This is a genomic window from Lentzea sp. DG1S-22, assembly GCF_036321065.1.
In the GTDB taxonomy this organism is placed as follows: Bacteria; Actinomycetota; Actinomycetes; order Mycobacteriales; family Pseudonocardiaceae; genus Lentzea; species Lentzea jiangxiensis.
Map to the genome: position 1 here is coordinate 6,664,272 of NZ_CP143276.1, position 21,017 is coordinate 6,685,288.

A 21,017-nucleotide genomic window follows, 5' to 3' on the forward strand; every position below is an offset into this window, starting at 1 on the left:
ATCACGTGGCTACGGTGGAGGCATGGCCAAGAAGCCGTTCGCCTCCAGCGCCGACCTCACCCCCAAGGACGAGGTCTTCGTCGAGCTCGCCGAGGGCGTCTACACCCTGACCGCCGAGGGCGACCCCAACGTCGCGGCCATCGAGGCCGAGGACTTCCTGATCTGCTTCGAGGCGCGGGCGACCCCCGCGGCGGCACGCAGGTGGCTCGCCCAGCTGCGCGAGCACACCCGCAAGCCGGTGCGGTACCTCGTGCTGAGCCACTACCACGCCGTGCGCACGCTCGGGGCCAGCGCGTTCGAGGCGCAGGAGATCGTCGCGCACGAGATGACGCGGGTGCTGATCGCCGAACGCGGGCAGCAGGACTGGGAGAGCGAGTTCGGCCGCATGCCGCGGCTGTTCGAGCAGCCGGGGGAGATCCCCGGCCTGACGTGGCCGACGCTCACGTTCTCCGACCGCATGACGATCCCGCTCGGGGACGAGCGCGGCGACCTGGTGCTGCAGTTCCTCGGGCGCGGGCACACCGCGGGCGACATCGTGGCGTGGCTGCCGCAGCAGCGGATCCTGTTCGCGGGCGACCTGGTCGAGTCGCAGGCCGCGCTCTACACCGGTGACGCGTTCCACGACGAGTGGGCCACGTCCACTTTGGACGAGATCGAGGACCTGGGCGCCGAGGTCCTGGTCGGCGGGCGGGGCAAGGTCGCCCGCGACCGCATCGAGGTCGAGGCCGCCATCAACCAGAGCAGGCACTTCCTGAACGAGCTGCGCCGCACGGTCGGTGGGGTGCACGCCGAGGGCGGCACGCTCAAGCAGGCCTTCGAGCTCGCGCACAGCACCCTGGTGGGCCGCTACGGGCGCTGGCCGATCTTCGAGCACTGCCTGCCGTTCGACGTGAAGCGCTACTGGGACGAGTGCGACGGCAAGGACTGGCCGGAGATCTGGACCGCCGAACGCGACCGCGCGGTGTGGGACGCCCTCCAATGACGGTCCTGGTGGTCGGTGCCGGGCCGGTGGGCCTCGCGTCCGCGCTGTTCCTCGCGCGGGCGGGCGTGCCGAGCACCGTGCTGGAGGCCGCCCCGGAACGGGCGAGGACCGGCAGCCGCTCGATCTGCGTGCAGCGCGACGTCCTGGAGGTCCTCGAACGGATCGGCGTCGGGCAGGCCGTCGCCGACGCGGGCGTCACCTGGTACACCGGCCGCACCTTCCACCGCGACCGCGAGGTGCTGACCCTGACCTTCCCGGAGGCCGAGGGCTTCCCGCCGTTCGTGAACACCCCGCAGACCGTCGTGGAACAGCTGCTGGAACAACGGGTCCGCGCCGAGCCGCTGATCGAGCTCCGCTACGGCCACGCCCTGGAAGGCCTCAGCCAGGACGACGAGGGAGTGTCCACATCGGACGGAACAAGGGCGAGTCACTGCATCGCCGCCGACGGCGCGCACTCGAAGGTCAGGCAGCTGCTGGACATCCCGTTCGAGGGCTTCTCGTTCGACGACAGGTTCATCATCGCCGACGTCCGCGTCGACCTCGGCTTCGAGACGCCCGAACGCCGCTTCTACTTCGACCCGCCCTGGAACCCGGGCCGCCAGGTCCTGCTGCACCCGCAACCGGGTGGCGTGTGGCGCATCGACTGGCAGGTCGCGGGGGACGTCCAGCTCACCGACGACCGCGTCCGCGCGATCGTGGGCGACAAGCCCTACGAGGTCGTCTGGCAGTCCACCTACCGCTTCCACCAGCGGCGCGCGAGGACGTTCCGCCGCGGCAGGGTCCTGCTCGCGGGCGACGCGGCGCACGTGATGAGCCCGTTCGGTGCGCGAGGCCTGAACTCCGGCCTCTGCGACGCCGACAACGCGGCGTGGAAGATCGCCGCCGACCGCGCCGGCGAGGCGGGCCCGCACCTCCTCGAGTCCTACGACGTCGAACGGGGTGCCGCCGCCGACGAGAACCTGCGCATCACGGGCGAGACCATGCGCTTCCTGGTCCCCGGCACGCCGGAGGAACGGGCGCACCGCGAGCACGCCCTCGAAACGGGCGAGGGCATCGACTCCGGCAAGCTCTTCACCCCGTTCTCCTACGAGAACTCCCCGCTCACCACGGACGGCGGTGAGCTCGTCCCGGGCTCCCGCACCGCGGGCCCCGGCTTCACGACGAGGGACGGCAGGCTGATCAGGCCGGACGGGCACGTCGCCGCCCACCGTTGCGACGAACAGGTGAAACGACGTGCCCTCGGCTGGTGAGGGGGCAACCCGGGAGCGCGGCCGGACGTGGTCACGCCATGGGGGTAACCAGACGAACTCTGTTGCAGGGGACCGCACTTGCTGCCGCGTGCTGGGGAACGGGCACCGCGACGGCCACGGCGGCCGACACGAACTGGGCGAAGCTGCGCAGGAGGCTGGGTGACCGGCTCGTGCTGCCGCAGGACGCGCGCTACGACGAGCTGCGCGTGCCGTGGAACACGCTCTACGCCGACCGCAGGCCGGCCGCGATCGCCCGGTGCGTCCGGGTCGAGGACGTGCAGGCGTGCCTGGAGTTCGCCGCGCACGAACGCATCCCGGTGGCCGCGCGCAGCGGCAAGCACAGCTACGCGGCCTACTCGCTGCCCGAGAACGGCCTGGTCGTCGACCTGGCCGCGCTGTCGGGGGTGGCGGTCGCCGGCAGCCGCGCGCGGGTCGGCGCCGGAGCTCAGCTGCTGCCCGTCTACGAGGTGATCGGCGCCGCGGGCCGGGCGTTGCCCGCGGGCACGTGCCGGTCGGTCGGCATCGGCGGGCTCACGCTCGGCGGCGGCATCAGCGTGCTCGGCCGCAAGTACGGCCTCACGAGCGACCACCTGGTCAGCGCGCGGGTCGTCACACCGGACGGCTGCCTGCGCACCGCGTCCGAGCACTCCGAACCAGACCTCCACTGGGCGTTGCGCGGCGGAGGCGGTGGCAACTTCGGCATCGTCACGGAGTTCACCTTCCGCACCGACCCCGCGCCCGATCTGACGGTGTTCCGGCTCGCCTACCCGGCAGGGGCGGCGGCGGACGCGTTCGACGCCTGGCAGGAGTGGATGGACGGGGCGCCGGACGAGCTCTGGTCGGGCTGCACGGTCGAGGCGAACCCGGACGCCGTGACGGGTGTCGGCGGTGTGTACGTGGGCCCGAAGAAGAACCTGGTGCCGCTGCTGGACAAGATGCCGCCCGCGACGCGCACCGTCGAGGAGATGAGCTACCTGGGGGCGATGCGCTACTACGCGGGCGGTCCCGGACCCGGCTTCCGGTTCGCGGCGTCCTCGCGCATGCTGCGCCACCACCTGTCCGGACAGCACGTCGCGGAACTCGTGCAGGAGCAGACCGACGGCGCTGTCCTCTTCGACTCCTTCGGCGGCGCGCTGGGCCGCGTCGCACCGGACGCCACGGCGTTCCCGCACCGCGACGCGAAGGCCAGCGCCCAGATCTTCTTCGGCGCCGAGGGCAGGACGGAGGCGGCGGCCCGGCGGGCGGTCGCGGAGGTGCGGGACGGGCTCGGCGCGGGCACCACCGGGTACGTGAACTACATCGACCCGGAGATGCCCGACTGGCCGACCGCCTACTACGGCCGCAACCTCGCGCGGCTCAGGAAGGTCGCGCGACGCTACGACCCGGACCGCGTGCTGGCGTTCCCGCAGGGGCTTTAAAGCTGGATGCCCGTCAGCACGGTGACGCGCTCCTCGGTGAAGTCCTCCATCGCCGACCGGACGCCCTCGCGCCCGGTGCCCGAGCCCTTCACGCCGCCGTAGGGCATCTGGTCGGCGCGGTAGGACGGCACGTCACCGATGATCACGCCACCGACCTCCAGCTCGGCCGCGGCCTCGAACGCCACCTGCACGTCACGGGTGAAGACCCCGGCCTGCAGCCCGTACTTCGAGTCGTTGGCCTGCGCGAACGCGTCCTCGACGCCGTCCGCGACCGACACCACGAGCACCGGTCCGAAGATCTCCTCGGTCCACACCTTGGCGGTCTTCGGCACGTCGGTGAGCACCGTCGGCTCGACCGTGGCCCCGGTCCGCTTGCCGCCGAGGAGCACCTTCGCACCGACGTCGGTGGCCATGTTGACCCACTCCTCGACGCGGCGGGCGTTGTCCTCGTCGATCAGCGGCCCGACCTCGACCTCGGGGTCGTGCGGGTCGCCGGTCTTCAACGCGCCCACGGCCTCCACGAGCTTCGGCACGAACTCGTCGGCCCGGGAGCGGTCCACGATCACCCGCTGCACGGCGATGCACGACTGCCCGGCCTGGTAGTTGCCGAACGTCGCGATGCGCCGCGCCGCGTGGTCCAGGTCCGTCCAGTCGGGACAGATGATCGCGGCCGCGTTGGAGCCCAGCTCCATCACGACGTGCTTGCGCGGCGCTGCGTCCATCAACGACCAGCCGACCTTCGTCGACCCGGTGAAGGAGATGACCGGCAGCCGTTCGTCCTTCACCAGAGCGTCCATGTCCTTGCCGCGCACGGGAAGGACCGAGAACGCGCCCTCGGGCAGGCCGGTCTCGGCCAGGACCTCGCCGAGCAGCAACGCCGACAGCGGCGTGGCGGAGGCGGGCTTCACGATCACCGGCGCACCCACCGCGAGCGCCGGCGCGACCTTGTGCGCCACCAGGTTCAGCGGGAAGTTGAACGGCGCCACCGCGAGCACCGGCCCGCGCGGCACGTGTCGGACGATCGCCATCCGCCCCACGCCGCCCGCGTCGGTGTCGAGCCGCTGCAGCCCGCCGGTGAACCGGCGCGCCTCCTCGGCGGCGAAGCGGAACGTGTTGACCGCGCGCTGCACCTCGATCTCGGCCCACTTGAGCGGTTTGCCGTTCTCGGCGGTGATCGTCTCGGCGATCTCCTCGGCGCGTTCGGCCAGCGTCCGCGAGACCTGCAGCAGCGCCTCGGCCCGCACGTGGGCGGGGGTTCGCCGGAACTCCCCGGCGACGGCCGCGGCCGCCGCCACCGCACGTTCCACCTGGTCTCTGCCCGGTACGGCGACCGAGGCGACCTCGGTGCCGTCGAACGGGTGGAGAACCTCCAGGGCCTGCTCGCCCTGCTCGGGGCGGCCGGCGACCCAGCACGGCCGGGGTTGTGGTGTGAACGCGTCCATGTGGCCACGTTAGGCCCTATTGGCCTGCACGTACCTGATGAGATCCAAGTAGTGGCCGACATGCCCTTCCCGGCGCTGGAGCACGAACGCGGGGTGCTCCCGGATCGTCCGGACCATGTCGTCGAGCCGGACCAGGACGTGCTCCGGCTCGTACTCGATGCCGTAGGTCTCGCAGAACAGCCTCGTACGCCGTTCGCGGTCGTGGGGCAGCCCCAGCACGAACTGGACCACCGCCCAGCTGACGTCCCACCAGCGCGGCCCCGGATGAGCCGAGTCGAAGTCGAAGACGCCCACCGGCAGGCCGTCCCGGTAGACGGTGTTGTACGGCGCGAAGTCACCGTGCAGCACCACCTCGACCGGCTCCCGCGCGGGGTGCTGCCACCCGTCGCGCACGTCCACCAGCCCTGCCGTCGCGTCGTGCAGCCGCCGCAGCATCCGCGCCGACTCGACCAGCGAGGCGTCGTCGGACGGGAACACGTGGCCAACGTCACCGGGCAGGTAGCTGAGCAACTCGTGCTCGCCGTCGAGTGAGAGCGGGACCGGCGCGATCCCCAGGGGTGCCAAGCGCCGCAACAGCTCGTGCACCCGAGGAGCCCACGGACCCGCCGGTCTGCGCACCGCGTCACCCACCCTGAACACCTGGTTCAGCCCGCCACCGGTCAGCAGCTCCTCGTCCACGCATGACATCCTTGGCGGCGTGTCCGACACCAGCAACCGCCCTGTTCTCGTCGTCGACTTCGGCGCCCAGTACGCGCAGCTGATCGCCCGCCGCGTGCGCGAGGCCCAGGTCTACTCCGAGGTGGTCCCGCACACCGCGGGCGTCAGCGAGATCCTCGACAAGAACCCCCTCGCCATCGTGCTGTCCGGTGGCCCGTCGAGCGTCTACGAGGAGGGCGCGCCGCAGGTCGACCCGACGCTGTTCGAGACCGGCGTCCCGGTCTTCGGCATCTGCTACGGCTTCCAGGCGATGGCGCGCGCACTCGGTGGCGAGGTCTCCCACACCGGCACCCGCGAGTACGGCCGCACCGACCTGAGCGTGCCCACCGAGGGCGGCGCGCTGCACCAGGAGCTCCCGGCGAGCCACCCGGTGTGGATGAGCCACGGCGACGCCGTCACCAAGGCGCCCGAGGGCTTCACCGTCACCGCGACCAGCGAGGGCGCGCCGGTCGCCGCGTTCGAGGACACCGAGCGCCGCTTCGCCGGTGTGCAGTACCACCCGGAGGTGCACCACTCGCCGCACGGCCAGGAGGTGCTGCGCCGGTTCCTGCACGACGTCGCGGGCATCCGTCCGCAGTGGACCACGTCGTCCATCGTGGACGAGCAGGTCGCGCGGATCCGCGAGCAGATCGGCGACGGCAAGGCGATCTGCGGCCTGTCCGGCGGCGTCGACTCCGCCGTGGCCGCAGCCCTGGTCCAGCGCGCCATCGGCGACCGCCTGACCTGCGTCTTCGTCGACCACGGCCTGCTGCGCGCCGGCGAGCGCGCCCAGGTCGAGCGCGACTACGTGGCCGCCACGGGCATCAACCTCGTGACCGTCGACGCCCGCGAGCGCTTCCTCGGCGCCCTGGCCGGCGTCACGGACCCGGAGGAGAAGCGCAAGATCATCGGCCGCGAGTTCATCCGCGTCTTCGAGCAGGCCGAGCGCGACCTCAAGGCCGAGGGCGACTACCGCTTCCTCGTCCAGGGCACGCTCTACCCGGACGTCGTCGAGTCCGGCGGCGGCGCGGGCACCGCGAACATCAAGTCGCACCACAACGTCGGCGGCCTGCCGGACGACCTGCAGTTCGAACTGGTCGAGCCGCTCCGCGCGCTGTTCAAGGACGAGGTCCGCCGCGTCGGCACCGAACTCGGCCTGCCCGAGACGATCGTGCAGCGCCAGCCGTTCCCCGGCCCGGGCCTCGGCATCCGCATCATCGGCGAGGTCACCCAGGACCGCCTCGACACCCTGCGCCAGGCCGACGCCATCGCGCGCGAGGAGCTGACGGCCGCAGGGCTGGACCGCTCCATCTGGCAGTGCCCGGTCGTGCTGCTCGCGGACGTCCGCAGCGTCGGCGTCCAGGGCGACGGCCGCACCTACGGCCACCCGATCGTGCTGCGCCCCGTCTCGTCCGAGGACGCGATGACCGCGGACTGGACCCGCCTGCCGTACGAGGTGCTGGAGCGGATCTCGACCCGGATCACCAACGAGGTGGCCGAGGTCAACCGCGTGGTGCTGGACGTGACGTCCAAGCCGCCGGGCACCATCGAGTGGGAGTAGGGACGTGAGAAGGCCCCCGGGACACCGGGGGCCTTCGCCTTTCAGCGCTGCTGGTGCCGCAGGAAGCTGGAGTCGACCGTCACCGGACCGGTCAGGCGCCAGGTGCCGCGTTCGAAGACCAGGTTGCCCGTGACCGTGAACGGCAGCTTGCTCCGGTGGGCGAAGATCGCCCAGTCGTAGTCCTCTCCGCCCAGCACGACGTGGATCTTCCGGGTTCGTCCGCGGACCTCGGCGCTCAGAACGATCGTGGTTTCGTCCTCGTCGTCCCCGCCGGACTCCTCACGGGTGAGCGACCGGACCTGGCCGACGACGGTTTCCGTGCGCGGTGGCTCTTCGCGCCGGACCAGGCGTTCTCGAACACGCGGCAGGCCGGCCATCGCGTCGCGGTCGACCACTATGCGCGAGGCGGGAACGTCCGGCCGAGGTTCACCGGCCGCCCAGTCGAAGGACAGGTCGAGCTCACGCAGCGAGTCCGACTCCGTCAGGTCTTGGAGCGACTCGACGAGGTTTGCGCTGAGGCCGCGTTCAGCAGCACGTTCGACGGCGAGAGCATTCCAGTTCAACGACAGGTCCCTGGCCGCGTGCAAACCTGTGGCCAGCGTTTCCATCACCTGCCGTGGGAACGGGGTCGCACGGGTGCCGTCGTCGCGATCAGGCGGGGGATCTCCGAGCCGCGTGACGACCGTGAAGACGAAGCTGCCGCGCTTCGTGTGCCCCAGGCGGATGTCCTCGTCGAGGAAGTCGGTCACCGTGCTGGAGCGGCGCCCACGATGCGAGTGCGTCGGATCGTCAGCCGAGGTCGCAGCGGCTTTCATCAACTTGAAGAGACCGTCCAGAACCTTCTCGGCCTGCTTGAACGGAAGGGTGCCGTCGACCATGACCTGGTCGAACCGGACGAAGAAGAGGTCGGCGCGGGTGGCGGTGATCTTCTCGGCCAGGCGTCCGGGGTCCCAGTCGTAAGCGGTGGCCAGGGTCCTGAGGGTGTCGCGGAAGCGCTGGGCGAAGTCGACGAAGTCGGTGGCCAGCGGGAGCATGACCCTTGCCTCGTCGTTCAGGCGCCAGATCTGCCGGACCTGCGGAACCTGCGTTTCGAGCTGCCAGTCGTTGGCGGCGAGGTACTGCTGGACGGCCAGCGGGTGGAGGCTGTCGGCGAGTTCGCGGTAGTCGTCGACCGATGGGCTGCTCACCAGACACCTCCTCCGCCGACCCTCTGCATGGTGCTCTGCAAGCTCGAAGAGGCCTGTTCTCGGCTTGCGGTCAGGAACCGTTCCTCGCTGAGGTTCACCAGAGCCAGTCATCGCGAGGAACAGGAGCACACCGAGAAACACCTCGTTGTAGCGCTTGGCGTTGCCGGGCTTCAGAAACGGGTCGCGCTCCACGTTCCGCGAGAAGTGCGTCCTTCGCAGTCAGCAGTGCCCTCCGTCGAGCGGAGTCACCGGTTCCGGATCGCCGTCTCCACCGACCATGGGCTCCCTCTTCGCAAACGGCGGACCGGCAGGACAGTAGGTGCCGCCGCGAAGGGCAAAAGGGGGATCCGCTCGACAGTCACCCGAAAGTGAGAAGGCCCCCGGGACACCGGGGGCCTTCGCCTTTCAGTTCTTGCGCCTCAACGAGTTCGTCAGCAGGACCACACCGACCACGATGGCCGTTCCCCCCAACGCCCACCTGAGGTCGAACCAGAAAGTGCCGTTGGTCAGCACGTAGGCCGCCATCAGCCCACCGCCGATCCCGAACACGAGGCCCAGCGGGTCGATCCGCCTGCGCATCACCGGCTGCTGGTCAGTCACGGAGCACCCGCACCTCTCCGACGTTCGCCCGAACGTCCAGGTCGATCTTCAGTCCACCCTCGCCGTCGCCGCCCAGGTCGACGCCCTCGACCTGCACGTTGCCGCCGTCGGCCGTCCTGCCGAGGCAGTCGAGGTCGCCGATGGAGGACGCCTCGCAGTGGAACGTCACGTCGGCGTTCTTCGCCACGTGCACGGTCATGTCGCCGAGATCCGACTCGACGGCGGTCTTCACCGAACCGGAGTCCGGCAGCTGCCGCAGGTCGATCATCACGCTGCCGACGCCGAGCTCGTACCTCTCCTTGATCTCGCCGATGTTCTGCGGGGTCACCTTGAGGTCGCCGACACCGGGCCGGCCGTCGAAGTCGACCGCCGTCAGGCCGAAGCCGACGACGGACAGCGGGACGAGCAGCCAGATCAGGCTGCGGCCGCCGCCTGCGAACGAGCCGACCAGCAGGCCCGCGGCCAGCACCGCGATCGCCAGGCCGATCACGTGCGCCACGGTGAACCACGGCACCCACGCCCCGGCGATCGCGGACGCGGCCACCACCAGCGTCGCCACGCCCAGCGTCACACCGGCCACGCGCGGCTTGCGCGGGCGGGGTGCCGGCGGCTGCGGCTTCGGTGCCGGTTCCGGCAGGTCCCACGCGAACGGCGCGGCGCCCAGCGGGTCCCAGGCCGGTGCGCCCGGCACCGGGGGTGTCAGCGGCGGTTCGGCGATCGTCGCGGCCGGCTGCAGGTGCCCGCGGTTCTTCTGCAGCAGGTAGATGCAGGCCACCGAGGCCGCGATCGTCGCGAAGACCTGGAACCCGCCGCTGCCGAACGTGAACGCGAGCGCGGGGAACATGAGGACCCCCAGCAGCACGGTCTGGCCCTGCGACACCGAGCTGTGGCCCTTGTTGACCAACGCCTCGAGCGGCGACACCTGGTCGCCCTCCTCCGGCAGCAGCAGCCAGCCCGCCAGGTACATCGGCAGACCGACACCACCGGACAACGCGAGCGCGACGAACGCGATCCGCACGATCACCGGGTCGATCCGGTAGCGCAGGGCGATGCCGGTGGCCACGCCGCCGAGCTTGCGTCCTGCGCGGGGCCGCACCGGACGGTGGGCCCAGAACTCCCTGAGCGTGTCCGCCACGCCCTGCATTGCCTTCTCAGTCCCGCTCACGACGTCAAGGTTGCGCTTCCCGCCCCGCCACCACATCAGGGACCAGCCCTGAATCAGGGAACCGGGGTCATCCCTGATGAACCGCGGACCGGGACGTGTGACGATCAGGTGGTGAGTGCACTGATCGAGCCGATGCGGCGTCGACGCACCGGCCGGGTGGTCGCGGGCGTGGCCGGTGGACTGGCGGACCACCTCGGCGCCCCCGTCTTCTGGGTGCGCGCGGTGTTCGCCGTCTTCGCCGCGTTCAGCGGGGTCGGCATCATCGCCTACGGGTTGCTCTGGATGTTCGTCCCGCAGTCGGCGGTGGCGGAGCCGGAGACCGACACCGACCGCAAGGAGTGGCAGCAGGCCGTCGGCCTCGCGGCTCTCGGCGTCGGCGTCGCGGTGTTCACCGGCCTGCTCGGGGGAGCGTGGAGCGGGTGGATCACCGGGCCGATCGCGGTGGCGCTCATCGGCGCCGCGGTCGTGTGGCGCGAGGCCGACGAGGCGCAGCGGCGCCGCTGGCGGGACGGTGCGTTCTCGCAGGGGAAGACGGGGATCGTGCGGACGGTGGCGGGAGGCGCGCTGGTCGTGGCGGGGGTCGCCGCGTTCCTCGTGGTGAACGACTCCGTCGCGAACCTCTCGACCGTCGTGCTCTCCGTGGTCGCCACGCTGGTCGGCGTCGCTGTGCTGACCGTGCCGCTGTGGATGCGCCTGGTGCGCGACCTCGACTCGGAGCGCCGGGCGCGCATCCGCACCGAGGAACGCGCCGAGATCGCCGCCCACCTGCACGACTCCGTGCTGCAGACCCTGGCCCTGATCCAGAAGCAGTCCGAGTCGTCGCGGGAGGTGAAGCGCCTGGCCCGCAGCCAGGAACGGGAGCTGCGCAGCTGGCTCTACGGCCGCGAGGTCGGCGAGCAGCCGCACTCCATCAGCGTCGCGATCGCCCAGGTGTGCGCGGAGGTGGAGGACGGCTTCGCCATCGCCGTCTCGCAGGTCGTGGTCGGGGACTGCGAGCTGGAGGACGGCATGTTCGCGCTGGTCCAGGCGTCGAAGGAGGCGATGGTCAACGCCGCCAAGCACGCGGGGGTGGGCGAGGTGAGCCTGTACGCCGAGGTCGAGCCGGAGAAGGTCACGGTGTTCGTGCGCGACCGGGGCAAGGGGTTCGACCCCGACACCGTCCCGGAGGACCGGCATGGCCTCGCGGGCAGCATCCGGGGGAGAATGACGAGGCACGGCGGGGAGGTGCGACTGCGCACGGCTCCGGGAGAGGGGACCGAGGTGCAGCTCGAGATGCCGAGGAAGCAGGAGGCCAGGACGTGAGCGTGAGGGTGTTCCTGGTGGACGACCACGCGTTGTTCCGCGCGGGGGTGCGGGCGGAGCTCGACTCGATCACCGCGGAGGTCGAGGTCGTCGGCGAGGCGGGCAGCGTCGGTGAGGCCGTGGCCGGCATCGCGCACCACAGGCCGGACGTCGTCCTGCTCGACGTGCACATGCCCGACGGCGGCGGTGCCGAGGTGCTGCGCCAGATCCGCACGAAGATCCCCGAGGTCACGTTCCTCGCGCTGTCGGTCTCCGACGCCGCCGAGGACGTCATCAACGTCATCCGCGCCGGTGCCAGGGGCTACGTGACGAAGACGATCTCCAGCCAGGAGCTGGTCAGGGCCGTCGTGCGGGTCGCGGAGGGCGACGCGGTGTTCTCGCCGCGACTGGCCGGGTTCGTGCTGGACGCGTTCGCCGACCGGCCGGGAGCCGCGCCGATCAGCGATCCCGAGCTCGACCTGCTGACGCCGCGCGAGCGGGACGTCCTGCGGCTGCTCGCCCGCGGCTACGCCTACAAGGAGATCGCGTCCGAGCTGTTCATCAGCGTGAAGACGGTCGAGACGCACGTGTCGAGCGTCCTGCGCAAGACGCAGCTCTCCAACCGCTACGAGCTCTCCCGCTGGGCCACCGACCGCAGACTGGTCTGAGGGACTTGATCGGGAAGGTCGCCCGCGGCGCCACCGAGGTGCTCGCGCCGTGGGTCTGGGTGGTCCTGCTGCCGTTCGTGGTGGCGGCCGCGACCGAGAGCTTCTGGAAGACGCTGCTGTGGGGGTGCGTGGTCGCCGTGACGGCGTCCATCATCCCGATGGCCGTCATCGTGCGTGGCGCCCGCAAGGGGAGGTGGGACGGCCACCACGTCACGAACCGCGAGGGCAGGGCGGTCCCGCTGATCACGGCCGGTGCGTCGCTGACGGCCGGCACGGTGGTCATGGTCCTGGGCGGTGCGCCCCGGTCGGTGCTGGCGCTCGCGGGCAGCATGGTCGTGTCGCTGGTCGTCACCATCGCGATCACGTTCGGGCTGCGGTGGAAGATCTCGCTGCACGCCGCCGTGGCGTGGGCGGCCGTGGTGACGCTGACGATCGTCCACGGACCGTGGTGGCTGCTGCTCGCGCTGCCCGCCGCGCTGGTGGCGTGGTCGCGGGTCGAGCTGGGTGACCACACGACGGCGCAGGTGCTGGCGGGGTCGGTGATGGGCGTGGTCGTGGGTGGCGGCAGCTTCTGGCTGCTCAGCTGACCCGCCGCGAGCTGACGATCTTCATCTCGTTGTTCACGTTGCCGACCTCGATGTCGTACGTGCCGTTCTCGGTGACGTTGTTCTTCGTGGTGATCAGGCCGATGCTGACCATCCAGTTCGCGCCCTCCGACCGGACGGTGCCGGGGCCCGCGAGGTCGACCTTCGAGTAGGCGCTCCACCGCTTCAGGTAGTCGCCCCTCGGCTCGGCCGCGTTGCCCCTCAGGTTCTCCCACGCCTTCTCGGCGTTCGCGGGCAGCAACCGGTAGTGGGCCTGCACGAAGTCGTTCGCCTGGTCGGCGGAGAAGACGACGTACCTGGTCTGCGCGCCGTCCGGGAAGTCCGCGTTGACCGGGCTCACGCCTCCGCCCGTGCCGCCCCAGTACGCGGCGGCCGCGCCACCGCCTACCGCGAGGACCCCGATGATCGCGAGGATGACCAGGATGCGCCGGTTCGGCGGCTTGAGCGCGCGTTCGGGCCGCGGGATCACCAGCGGCTGCGACGGCTGCGGCTCGGCGGCCAGCAGGTCGGCCGCCTCCTGCGCGGTGGGCCGGTCCCGCGGGTCCTGGGAGAGCAGCCGCATCAGCAACGGCGTCAGCTCGCCCGCGCTCTTGGGGTCGCGGAGCTGGCCGCTGGCGGCGCGGTAGAGGAGGCCGAAGCTGTTGTCGCTGGGCCCGAAGACGGACTCGCCCTCGATGGCCGTGTAGATCGTGGCGCCGAGCGAGAACACGTCGGAGGCCTCACCGGGCTGCTCACCGCGGGCCACCTCGGGTGCGAGGTACGCGGGCGTACCCGAGATCACGCCGGTGTCGGTCATCGTGCCGTCGCCGGTCGCCTTGGAGATGCCGAAGTCGGTGATCTTGACCGTGCCGTCGTGGCCGATCAGGACGTTGCCGGGCTTGATGTCGCGGTGGACCAGGCCGGCGGCGTGCGCCGCGGCCAGCGCGGAGGCGACCTTCGCGCCGATGCTCGCTGCCTGGGCCGGCTTGAGCGGCCCCCGCTCGGCGATCAGCGCCGACAGGCTCTGCGAGGCCAGGTACTCCATGACGATCCACGGCTCCTCGCCGTCGCTCGCCACGACGTCGAACACCGCGATCGCGTGCTGGTGGTGCAGCCGGGCGGCGTTGCGGGCCTCCCGCATCGCGCGCTGCTGGTCGCCCGTGACGAGCTGTTTGACCGCGACCTCGCGGGCCAGCACCTCGTCGCGTGCTCGCCAGACCACCCCCATCGCCCCGCTGCCGATGCGCTCGAGCAGCGTGTAGCGGCCCCCGATGGTTGTCACACCCTGAGACTAATCAATCGCACAGACGAGCATCCGCGGTTCCCCGTTCACGGGGTGGTGCGGACCGCACCGAGCCGGTCCACCGGTGGGGACCCTGTTCCGGGACTTCCTCGGTGATCTCGCCGTTCACCGGTGGTCTCCCGCGACGAGCTGGTCGGCCACGCTGCCCCGCGTGCCGGCACCTCGTCCCGCGCCCTTGCGACCACCGCGAACCCCTGCCGGTCCTAGTCGATCGTCGAGACCAGCTTCTGCAGCTCCCGGTCGAAGTCGATCCAGAGGTCCTCCTCGCCCGGCTGGACGACGTCGTAGGAGGCGTCCAGGAACTCCGCCACGTCCTCGGCGACGGCGCTGAGGATGGCGAACCCGGTCGGCGCGTTCAGCTCGACCAGGACGCGCTCCGGGTCGTCGGAGGCGGGCCGGACGAGGATGTCGCCCTCACCGGACGGCGTCAGCAGGCCGTCGGCCAGCAGGTCGCGGGCGAACATCCACTCCACGCGGCCGGAGCCGGTGAAGAAGAGGACGGCGACCGCGTAGGGGTCCTCCGGGTCGTAGACGAGCTCGGCCTCGACCGGGGCGGGAGCCGCTCCGGGTGCGAGGAGCTGAAAAGTCGTCCGCGTGGTGACCTTCAGGTTTCCGTTGTTCATGTCGATGTCCTTCTCGGGCTGTTCTCCAACTCCGCTTACAAAGAGGAGACGGCTGAGCAGCCCGATAAGGACGCGATTCGTCTCGGATCCATCCTATTGGGGGAGACGTGCGTCTCACCGGTCAGCGTTTGACCAGGTCGCGCGTCTCGTTTGGTGAGATGGCCTGGCCGGTCGAGACGGGCTTGCGGCGGGTCAGCGCGACGCCCACGAGCACCACCAGCATGCCGATGACGACCCTCGCGTTGAGCTGCTCGCCGAGGAAGACCGCTCCGAGGAGCACGGAGACGACGGGCAAGAGGTAACCGACGGTGGTCGCCGTCGTGGCGCCCTCGTCGGCGATGACGCGGTAGTTGAGGATGAACGCGACGCCGGTGCCCAGGACGCCCAGGACCGTGACGGCGACGATGCCCACCCAGTGCAGGTGCAGCGGCTGCAGGCCGCCGAACGGCAGGGCGAGCAGCAGCATCCCCATCGCGGTCGTCAGCTGCATGGCGGCGAGCTGGGTCGAGGTGGCGCCGGTGCCGACCAGGAAGCGGCCGGCGTAGGAGTAGCCGACGGCGTAGCTCGCGGCGCCGATGAGGCAGAGCACCGCGCCCCAGCTCGCGATGCTGTTGGCCGACTGCCACGGCGCGAAGATCAGCAGCACGCCGCCGAAACCGAGCACGAGACCGAGCAGGCGAACCAGGTTGCTGATCTTCTCGCTGCCGAGCACGAGGCCGATGGCCAGCGCGAAGAGCGGCGTCGTGGAGTTGAGCACCCCGGAGACGCCCGAGTCGACGGTCTGGCCGCCGAACGCGAAGAGCGTGAACGGCACGGCGCTGCCGAAGAAGGCCACGAACAGCATGTGCGCCCAGATCCCGCGCTCACGGGGCAGCGTCATCCTCGCCGTGGCGAGCACGGCGAACAGCACAACCGCTCCGAAGAACGTCCGCACGAGCGAGATCTGCAGGGGAGCCAGGCTGCCGAGCGCGAGCTTCATCCACAGGAAGCTGGATCCCCACAGCAGGGCGAGCACGCCCATCCTGATCAACGTTCCGCGTTGGTTCACGGGTCCACCTTGCGCCAGGGCACGTGTGAAAACAATTTAATTGTTGTGGGAAACCTTTAAGCGGCGCTGTACGGTCGAGGCATGTTGGACGTGCGACGCATGCAGGTTCTCCGAGCGGTCGTGACCACGGGTTCCATCACCGCGGCCGCGACCAACCTCGGCTACACGCCCTCCGCCATCTCGCAGCAGGTCGCGGGCCTGGAGAAGCAGGCGGGCCTGCCGCTGCTCGAACGCGTCGGCAGGGGCGTGCGGCCCACCGCCGCCGGTCGCCTGCTCACCGATCACGCCGGGCGGCTCGCCGAGCAGCTGGCCGAGGCCGAGAGCGCCCTCGCGGCGTTGCGCAACGGCTGCGCCGGCACGTTGCGCGTCCGCTACTTCGCGACGGCGGGAGCGGCGCTCGTGCCGCCCGCGGTGGCGACGTTCCGGGCGGAGCGGTCGGGCGTCGAGCTCGACCTGAAGCTCACCGAGCCCTACGACCCGTTCGAGGAGCTCGTCGCGGGCCGCGCCGACGTGGCGATCACCGTCCTGGAACCCAGCGACCCGGCGCCGGAGGGCGTGGTCGCCCGCCACCTGCTCGCGGACCCGTTCTACGCCGTGCTGCCACGAGGCCACGCCCTGGCCCGCAAGCGCGTGCTCGACCTCGGCGAACTGGCCGACGAGCCGTGGATCAACGCGGACTGCGGCGCCACCGGCCCGTGCGCGACCCTCGTCACGAACGCGTGCGCGGGAGCCGGGTTCGCGCCCAAGGTCGCCGTGGAGAGCAACGACTACGCCACCGCCCAGGGCTTCGTGGCGGCCGGGCTCGGCGTCACGATCATCCCGCGGCTCGGCCTCGGCTACGCGCATCCGGGCGTCGTGCTGCGCAAGGTGCGCAATCCCGAGCCGGTGCGGCACATCCACGTCGTCTACCGCGAGGACGCCGCGTGGAACCCCGCCGTGATCAGCCTGGCGGAAGCGCTCGAGAAGGCCGCGCGGGCCAGCTGACCCGCGACCCCTAGGCGCTGCCGAACGGCTTGTCGTAGCTCAGCAGGAAGTTCGGCGAGCGCCACTCCAGCGAGACCTGGCGCTGCATCGACGACTTCGAGCCGTCCTTCTTCTCGACTTCCAGCGTCACCACGAAGTAGTAGGGCTGGCGCTCCTCGACGCTGGTGACCTTGCTCTTCTTGATGCCGCCCCAGAACGTCCGGAAACCGTCCACGCCGCCGGGGTACTGGCCCTGGAAGTTGCCGTTGCCCATCGCCCAGGCCTCGTCCGGCTTCTTCGGGGCGAGCTCGAAGTAGTCCTCGAGCAGGGTCTTCTTGTCCCCGTCGGTCGGGGTCTCGGTCCACTGGCCGGCCTTGCCCGACGACTTGGGCGGCGTCGACTGCTCCGTCGGGTCGTTGCCCTGGGTCTGCTGGGTCGAGGTGCTCGCGCCCGCGTTGTTGTTCTGGCCGTTGCCGCCGCTGCCGTTCGAGATCATGCTCGCGAACATGATGCCGATGACGGCCGCCGCCACGATGGCGAGCGCGGTGTAGACGGTCGACTTCTTGCTCTTCGTCGCCGACGACGGCGTCGAGGGCCGTGCGGGCTTCGGGCGCTGCGAGTACTGGGGCGCGGCGGCCGGGCGGTGGTTCGACGGCTGCTGCTGCGTGGGAACGGCCCGCGGCGGCGCGTGCAGGTCCACCCGCGTCGCGTTGGGCGGCGGTGGGGTCGGCTGGGCGTGCTGCGGCGGGAGGGCCCGCGTGGCGGCCTGCTGCTGCGGCTGCTGCACCGGGGCACCGCGCCACGACGGCGGGTGGGTCGGCGCGACCACGGAGGGCGTGAAGGCGGGGGTGGCCTGGCCGTTCGCGACGGCGGCGAGCGCGTCGCGGGCCTCGGCCATGGTCGGCCGGTCCTCCGGCTCCGCTCTCAGCAGGCGCATCAGCAACGCCGTCAGCGGGCCGGCGTTGCGCGGCGGGTTCACCTTGCCGGACGCGACCTTGTGCAACAGCGCGATGGTGTTCTCGCTCAGGCCGAACGGCGGCTCGCCCTCGATCGCCGCGTACAGCGTGGAGCCGAGGGAGAACACGTCGGACGGCGAGCCGGGGTCGTAGCCCTTGGCCACCTCGGGGGCGAGGTAGGCCGGGGTGCCCGCGAGCATGCCCGTCGCGGTGACGGTGACGTCACCGGTCGCGCGGGAGATGCCGAAGTCGGTGATCTTGACGGTGCCGTCGTCGCCGAGGAGCACGTTGCCGGGCTTGATGTCCCGGTGCACGATGCCCGCGTTGTGCGCGGCGGCGAGCGCGGAGGCGACCTGCATGCCGATCGAGGCCACGTCGCGCGGCGGGAGCGTGCCGCGTTCGGACAGCACCGCCGAGAGGCTCTTGGACGGCAGGTACTCCATCACGAGCCACGGCTGGCTGTCGTCCTCGGCCACGTCGTACACGGCGACCGCGTGCGGGTGCTGAAGACGCGCGGCGATCCGCCCCTCGCGCATGGCCCGTCGCTTCGCCTCGTCCGTGTCGGATTCGGCGAGTCCGGGCTGCAGGAGGAGTTGCTTGACCGCGACGGTGCGGTGCAGGCGTTCGTCGTGTGCCGTCCAGACGACGCCCATGGCGCCGCTGCCGATCCGCTGGCTCAATCGGTAGCGACCAGCGACCAATCGGCCATCGTCGGTCACAGTTGCTCCCCGCTGTGCGGTCACTTGCTCTCTGTTCAACGGCTGGTCACACCTTCGGGTTCAGATCACCCATCGGTGCGGGTACCCACCTTACGAGATTTCTACGGCGCAACGACGTTCAGCCCGCCGGAGGCGGCGGGACGCTCGAACTCACCGGCGGCCTTGTCGTGGTCGTCGTCGTGGTCGTCGTCGTTGTTGTCGTAGTCGTCGTGGTCGTCGTCGTAGTGGTGGTCGTAGTAGTAGTCGTCCTCTGAGCAGACGTCGTTTCCTGCGTCGTGGTTGCCTGGGCCGTGGTGGTGGTCACCTCGGGCTGCAGGCCCTCCGTGGTCGTCGGCACCACCGAGGAAGAGCTCACCGGCGGTGCGGACGGCGTCCTGCCCTGCTCCTTGCTGAACACGCCCAGCGCGACCATCAGGCCACCGATCACCAGCAGCAGTGCCAGCACCACCGCGGCGATCATCAGCGGCCTGTTGTCCGGGCCCGGCCGGCCGACGGGAACCATCGGAGGGGCCGTGCGGGGCGGCGAGGTGCGCACCGACGCGGCCACCGGGCGGACCACCCGGGTCCGGTCCGGCTCCACGACCGTCGTCGGATCGGGACCGTCGACCGGCACGGGCAGACCGCTGAACGACGGTGCCATCCCGTGGGCGACGGCGTTGAGCAGCTCGCGCGCCTGCGACATCGTCGGCCGGTCGTCCGGCTCGAAGTTCAACAGGTACAGCAGCGTGTCGGCCAGCGGGTGGTCCACCGTCGGCGGGTTGATCCGCCCGGCCGCGACGGCGTGCAGAACACCGAGAGTGTTCTCGCTCACTCCGTAGGGCGGTTCGCCCTCCATCGCGGCGAACAGCGTCGAGCCGAGCGAGTAGACGTCCGAGGCCGGCGTCGGGTCCTGGCCCCGCGCGATCTCCGGCGCGAGGTACGCGGGCGTGCCGGCGATCAGGCCGGTCTTGGTGACCGTGATGTCGTCGGACGCGCGCGAGATGCCGAAGTCGGTGATCTTGACGACGCCGTTCTCGGCGATCAGCACGTTGCCGGGCTTCACGTCGCGGTGGACGATCCCGGCCGCGTGCGCCGCGGCCAGCGCCGCCGCGCACTGGGTGCCGATGCTCGCGACCTCGACCGGGTCCATCGGCCCGCCCTCGGCCAGCGCGTCGGCGAGGCTGTAGGACGGCAGGTACTCCATGACCAGGCACGGGACGCCGTCTTCCTCGACGACGTCGTACACGGCGATGGCGTTCGGGTGGTGCAGCTTCGCGGCGATGCGGCCCTCGCGCATGGCGCGCTGGATGGCCTCGTCCTGCTCGGTCTCGTCGAGACCGGGCGCCAGCAGCAGCTGCTTGATCGCCACCTCGCGGCCGAGGCGTTCGTCGTGGGCGCGCCAGACGATGCCCATCGCACCGGAACCGATGCGGTCGAGGAAGCGGTAGCGGTCGGCGATCAGGCGGCCGTCCGAGGTGTCGGACGTGGTCACGAGACCGCCAAGCCGGTGCTCGACAGCGTGAAGGCGGCTGCGGCAGCAGATCCCACGCTCGTGCTCCTCGTGCGGTAGTCAGCGGGTCGTCGCGAATGCCCGCACAGGGTACCTGCCGTGGGCCGACGCCGAGCTACCTGTTCGTACGTCAGTTCGCCGGGGCGAAGAAGTCGAATCCGCCAACGGTGTCGCCCACGGTGTTGAGGACCGGGTCGAGCAGGCCTAGGTCGACGCTCACGTCGACCGGGTTGGACGGGGTGGGCAGCGCGTCGGAGCTGGGCGGCGGCGCGGGCGTGCTGCTGCTCGGCGGGGTGGTGGAGGACGAGCTGGGCGGCGGCGCGGGCGTCTCGCTCGACGGCGGCGTGCTCGGCTGGCTGGTCTCCGTGGACGTCGACGGCGTCGTCGTGGCGGGCGGCGTCTGCGAGGTGGGCTGCGTCGGCTGCTGCGTCGGCTGCTGGGCCTGCGTCGGCGCCTGCTGCTGCGCCGGGCGCTGCGGCTGGGCCTGGACGTACGGCGCGACGCGCGTCGTCGGTTCGGCCGAGGCCGGGGCGGCCTGCTCGGTCTCGGTGGTGTCGGCCTGCTGGGTCTTGTTCGACGGCAGCTTCACGACGCCTTCGGTGCCGGAGCTCGCGCCACGGGCCTGGGCGCGCTCGTCGAACCGCACCTCGGCGAGCGGGCGCTCGTCGGGGGAGGACAGCCACGACGACGCGGCGAACGCGACGGAACCGCAGAGGACCACGCCACCGCTGGCCGCGGCGGCCAGCTTGCCGACGGTGAACCCGCCGCGCTGCGTGTCGTCGGCACGGCCCTCACGACGCAGCAGCTCGGTGATGTGCAGCTCCTTCATGGGCTGCTTCTTCGGCTTGCCGCCGGACGCCTTGACGGGCTTGAACTTGACCGTCGGCTCGAAGGCCTCGGGGGTGATGTCGTCGGTGATCACCGGGATCTCCACGGTTTCCGCCTCGCGGCGGGCGATCAGCTCGGCGACGGACAGCTGGCCGGTCGACTCCGCCGACCCGTTCAGCCGCCGACGATGGTCCTCAATCGACACCGCTCGTTCACCCTTCCAAGTTCGCGTTTGCGCACTGGCGGGAACATGG

General features: G+C 71.0%; 19 protein-coding genes. 8 read left to right on the plus strand and 11 right to left on the minus strand.

Going from position 1 to position 21,017, the window contains the following annotated elements; genetic code table 11:
• The first annotated feature begins 22 nt into the window (after positions 1-22).
• The 3 genes from V1227_RS31525 (at position 23) to V1227_RS31535 (ending at position 3,650) form a co-directional block, all read left to right on the plus strand.
• On the plus strand, positions 23-982 hold the full coding sequence (locus V1227_RS31525) for an MBL fold metallo-hydrolase (protein WP_329788909.1): 960 nt from the start codon (positions 23-25) through the stop codon (positions 980-982).
• Entirely contained in the window at positions 979-2,232 is a 1,254-nt protein-coding gene (locus V1227_RS31530; RefSeq protein WP_329788911.1) for an FAD-dependent monooxygenase, read from the plus strand. Before V1227_RS31525 ends, V1227_RS31530 begins: the two co-directional genes overlap by 4 nt.
• A 62-nt stretch (positions 2,233-2,294) precedes the next feature.
• A complete protein-coding gene (locus V1227_RS31535; protein WP_329788912.1) occupies positions 2,295-3,650 on the plus strand; it encodes an FAD-dependent oxidoreductase in 1,356 nt (451 codons plus the stop codon).
• Here V1227_RS31535 and V1227_RS31540 read toward each other — a convergent pair.
• Positions 3,647-5,092, minus strand: a complete 1,446-nt coding sequence (locus V1227_RS31540; protein ID WP_329788913.1) for an aldehyde dehydrogenase family protein — start codon at positions 5,090-5,092, stop codon at positions 3,647-3,649. The genes V1227_RS31535 and V1227_RS31540 overlap by 4 nt on opposite strands.
• 9 nt (positions 5,093-5,101) lie before the next feature.
• Positions 5,102-5,770, minus strand: a complete 669-nt coding sequence (locus tag V1227_RS31545) for an aminoglycoside phosphotransferase family protein (RefSeq protein ID WP_329788914.1) — start codon at positions 5,768-5,770, stop codon at positions 5,102-5,104.
• Positions 5,771-5,789: 19 nt separating this feature from the next.
• Here V1227_RS31545 and guaA point away from each other — a divergent pair, with 19 nt between their 5' ends.
• A complete protein-coding gene (gene guaA / locus V1227_RS31550; protein WP_329788915.1) occupies positions 5,790-7,349 on the plus strand; it encodes a glutamine-hydrolyzing GMP synthase in 1,560 nt (519 codons plus the stop codon).
• A gap of 41 nt (positions 7,350-7,390) precedes the next feature.
• Here the strand turns inward: guaA and V1227_RS31555 are convergent, their stop codons facing one another.
• The 3 genes from V1227_RS31555 to V1227_RS31565 form a co-directional block, all read right to left on the minus strand.
• Positions 7,391-8,536: a hypothetical protein gene (locus tag V1227_RS31555; protein ID WP_329788916.1), complete on the minus strand. Its 1,146-nt coding sequence runs from the start codon at positions 8,534-8,536 to the stop codon at positions 7,391-7,393.
• A gap of 405 nt (positions 8,537-8,941) precedes the next feature.
• On the minus strand, positions 8,942-9,136 hold the full coding sequence (locus tag V1227_RS31560) for a hypothetical protein (protein ID WP_236216025.1): 195 nt from the start codon (positions 9,134-9,136) through the stop codon (positions 8,942-8,944).
• Entirely contained in the window at positions 9,129-10,301 is a 1,173-nt protein-coding gene (locus V1227_RS31565; protein WP_329788917.1) for a PspC domain-containing protein, read from the minus strand. Before V1227_RS31565 ends, V1227_RS31560 begins: the two co-directional genes overlap by 8 nt.
• 132 nt (positions 10,302-10,433) lie before the next feature.
• On the opposite strand from V1227_RS31565, the gene V1227_RS31570 reads away from it, so the two are divergent.
• The 3 genes from V1227_RS31570 to V1227_RS31580 are packed head-to-tail and all read left to right on the plus strand — an operon-like array spanning position 10,434 to position 12,837.
• Positions 10,434-11,603 (plus strand): ATP-binding protein, encoded by a 1,170-nt coding sequence (locus V1227_RS31570; RefSeq protein WP_090094767.1) that lies wholly within the window; start codon positions 10,434-10,436, stop codon positions 11,601-11,603.
• A complete protein-coding gene (locus V1227_RS31575; protein ID WP_329788918.1) occupies positions 11,600-12,250 on the plus strand; it encodes a response regulator transcription factor in 651 nt (216 codons plus the stop codon). The genes V1227_RS31570 and V1227_RS31575 overlap by 4 nt, the downstream gene beginning before the upstream one ends.
• A gap of 5 nt (positions 12,251-12,255) precedes the next feature.
• Positions 12,256-12,837, plus strand: coding sequence for a hypothetical protein (locus V1227_RS31580; protein WP_329788919.1), 582 nt, complete (start codon positions 12,256-12,258; stop codon positions 12,835-12,837).
• On the opposite strand, the gene V1227_RS31585 is transcribed toward V1227_RS31580, so the two are convergent.
• From V1227_RS31585 to V1227_RS31595, 3 genes are all read right to left on the minus strand, one after another.
• A complete protein-coding gene (locus V1227_RS31585) occupies positions 12,830-14,116 on the minus strand; it encodes a serine/threonine-protein kinase (RefSeq protein WP_329788920.1) in 1,287 nt (428 codons plus the stop codon). The genes V1227_RS31580 and V1227_RS31585 overlap by 8 nt on opposite strands.
• A 224-nt stretch (positions 14,117-14,340) precedes the next feature.
• Positions 14,341-14,760, minus strand: a complete 420-nt coding sequence (locus V1227_RS31590; RefSeq protein ID WP_329788921.1) for an SsgA family sporulation/cell division regulator — start codon at positions 14,758-14,760, stop codon at positions 14,341-14,343.
• 121 nt (positions 14,761-14,881) lie between these two features.
• Positions 14,882-15,808, minus strand: a complete 927-nt coding sequence (locus V1227_RS31595; RefSeq protein ID WP_329788922.1) for a DMT family transporter — start codon at positions 15,806-15,808, stop codon at positions 14,882-14,884.
• Between the two features lie 81 nt (positions 15,809-15,889).
• Here V1227_RS31595 and V1227_RS31600 point away from each other — a divergent pair, with 81 nt between their 5' ends.
• Positions 15,890-16,792, plus strand: coding sequence for a LysR family transcriptional regulator (locus tag V1227_RS31600; RefSeq protein ID WP_329788923.1), 903 nt, complete (start codon positions 15,890-15,892; stop codon positions 16,790-16,792).
• A 10-nt stretch (positions 16,793-16,802) separates the two neighbouring features.
• Here V1227_RS31600 and V1227_RS31605 read toward each other — a convergent pair whose 3' ends face one another.
• The 3 genes from V1227_RS31605 to V1227_RS31615 all read right to left on the minus strand — a co-directional run bounded on the left by V1227_RS31605 (position 16,803) and on the right by V1227_RS31615 (position 20,968).
• On the minus strand, positions 16,803-18,446 hold the full coding sequence (locus V1227_RS31605) for a protein kinase domain-containing protein (protein ID WP_442916393.1): 1,644 nt from the start codon (positions 18,444-18,446) through the stop codon (positions 16,803-16,805).
• Positions 18,447-18,564: 118 nt separating this feature from the next.
• On the minus strand, positions 18,565-19,917 hold the full coding sequence (locus tag V1227_RS31610; protein WP_329788925.1) for a serine/threonine-protein kinase: 1,353 nt from the start codon (positions 19,915-19,917) through the stop codon (positions 18,565-18,567).
• Between the two features lie 148 nt (positions 19,918-20,065).
• On the minus strand, positions 20,066-20,968 hold the full coding sequence (locus tag V1227_RS31615; RefSeq protein WP_236216009.1) for a hypothetical protein: 903 nt from the start codon (positions 20,966-20,968) through the stop codon (positions 20,066-20,068).
• Positions 20,969-21,017 lie beyond the last annotated feature (49 nt).

Coding starts and splice junctions, on each gene's coding strand:
- V1227_RS31525 (WP_329788909.1), top strand. CDS start 23: ATGGCCAAGAAGCCGTTCGCCTCCAGCGCCGACCTCACCCCCAAGGAC.
- V1227_RS31530 (WP_329788911.1), top strand. CDS start 979: ATGACGGTCCTGGTGGTCGGTGCCGGGCCGGTGGGCCTCGCGTCCGCG.
- V1227_RS31540 (WP_329788913.1), bottom strand. CDS start 5,092: ATGGACGCGTTCACACCACAACCCCGGCCGTGCTGGGTCGCCGGCCGC.
- V1227_RS31570 (WP_090094767.1), top strand. CDS start 10,434: ATGCGGCGTCGACGCACCGGCCGGGTGGTCGCGGGCGTGGCCGGTGGA.
- V1227_RS31590 (WP_329788921.1), bottom strand. CDS start 14,760: ATGAACAACGGAAACCTGAAGGTCACCACGCGGACGACTTTTCAGCTC.
- V1227_RS31600 (WP_329788923.1), top strand. CDS start 15,890: ATGTTGGACGTGCGACGCATGCAGGTTCTCCGAGCGGTCGTGACCACG.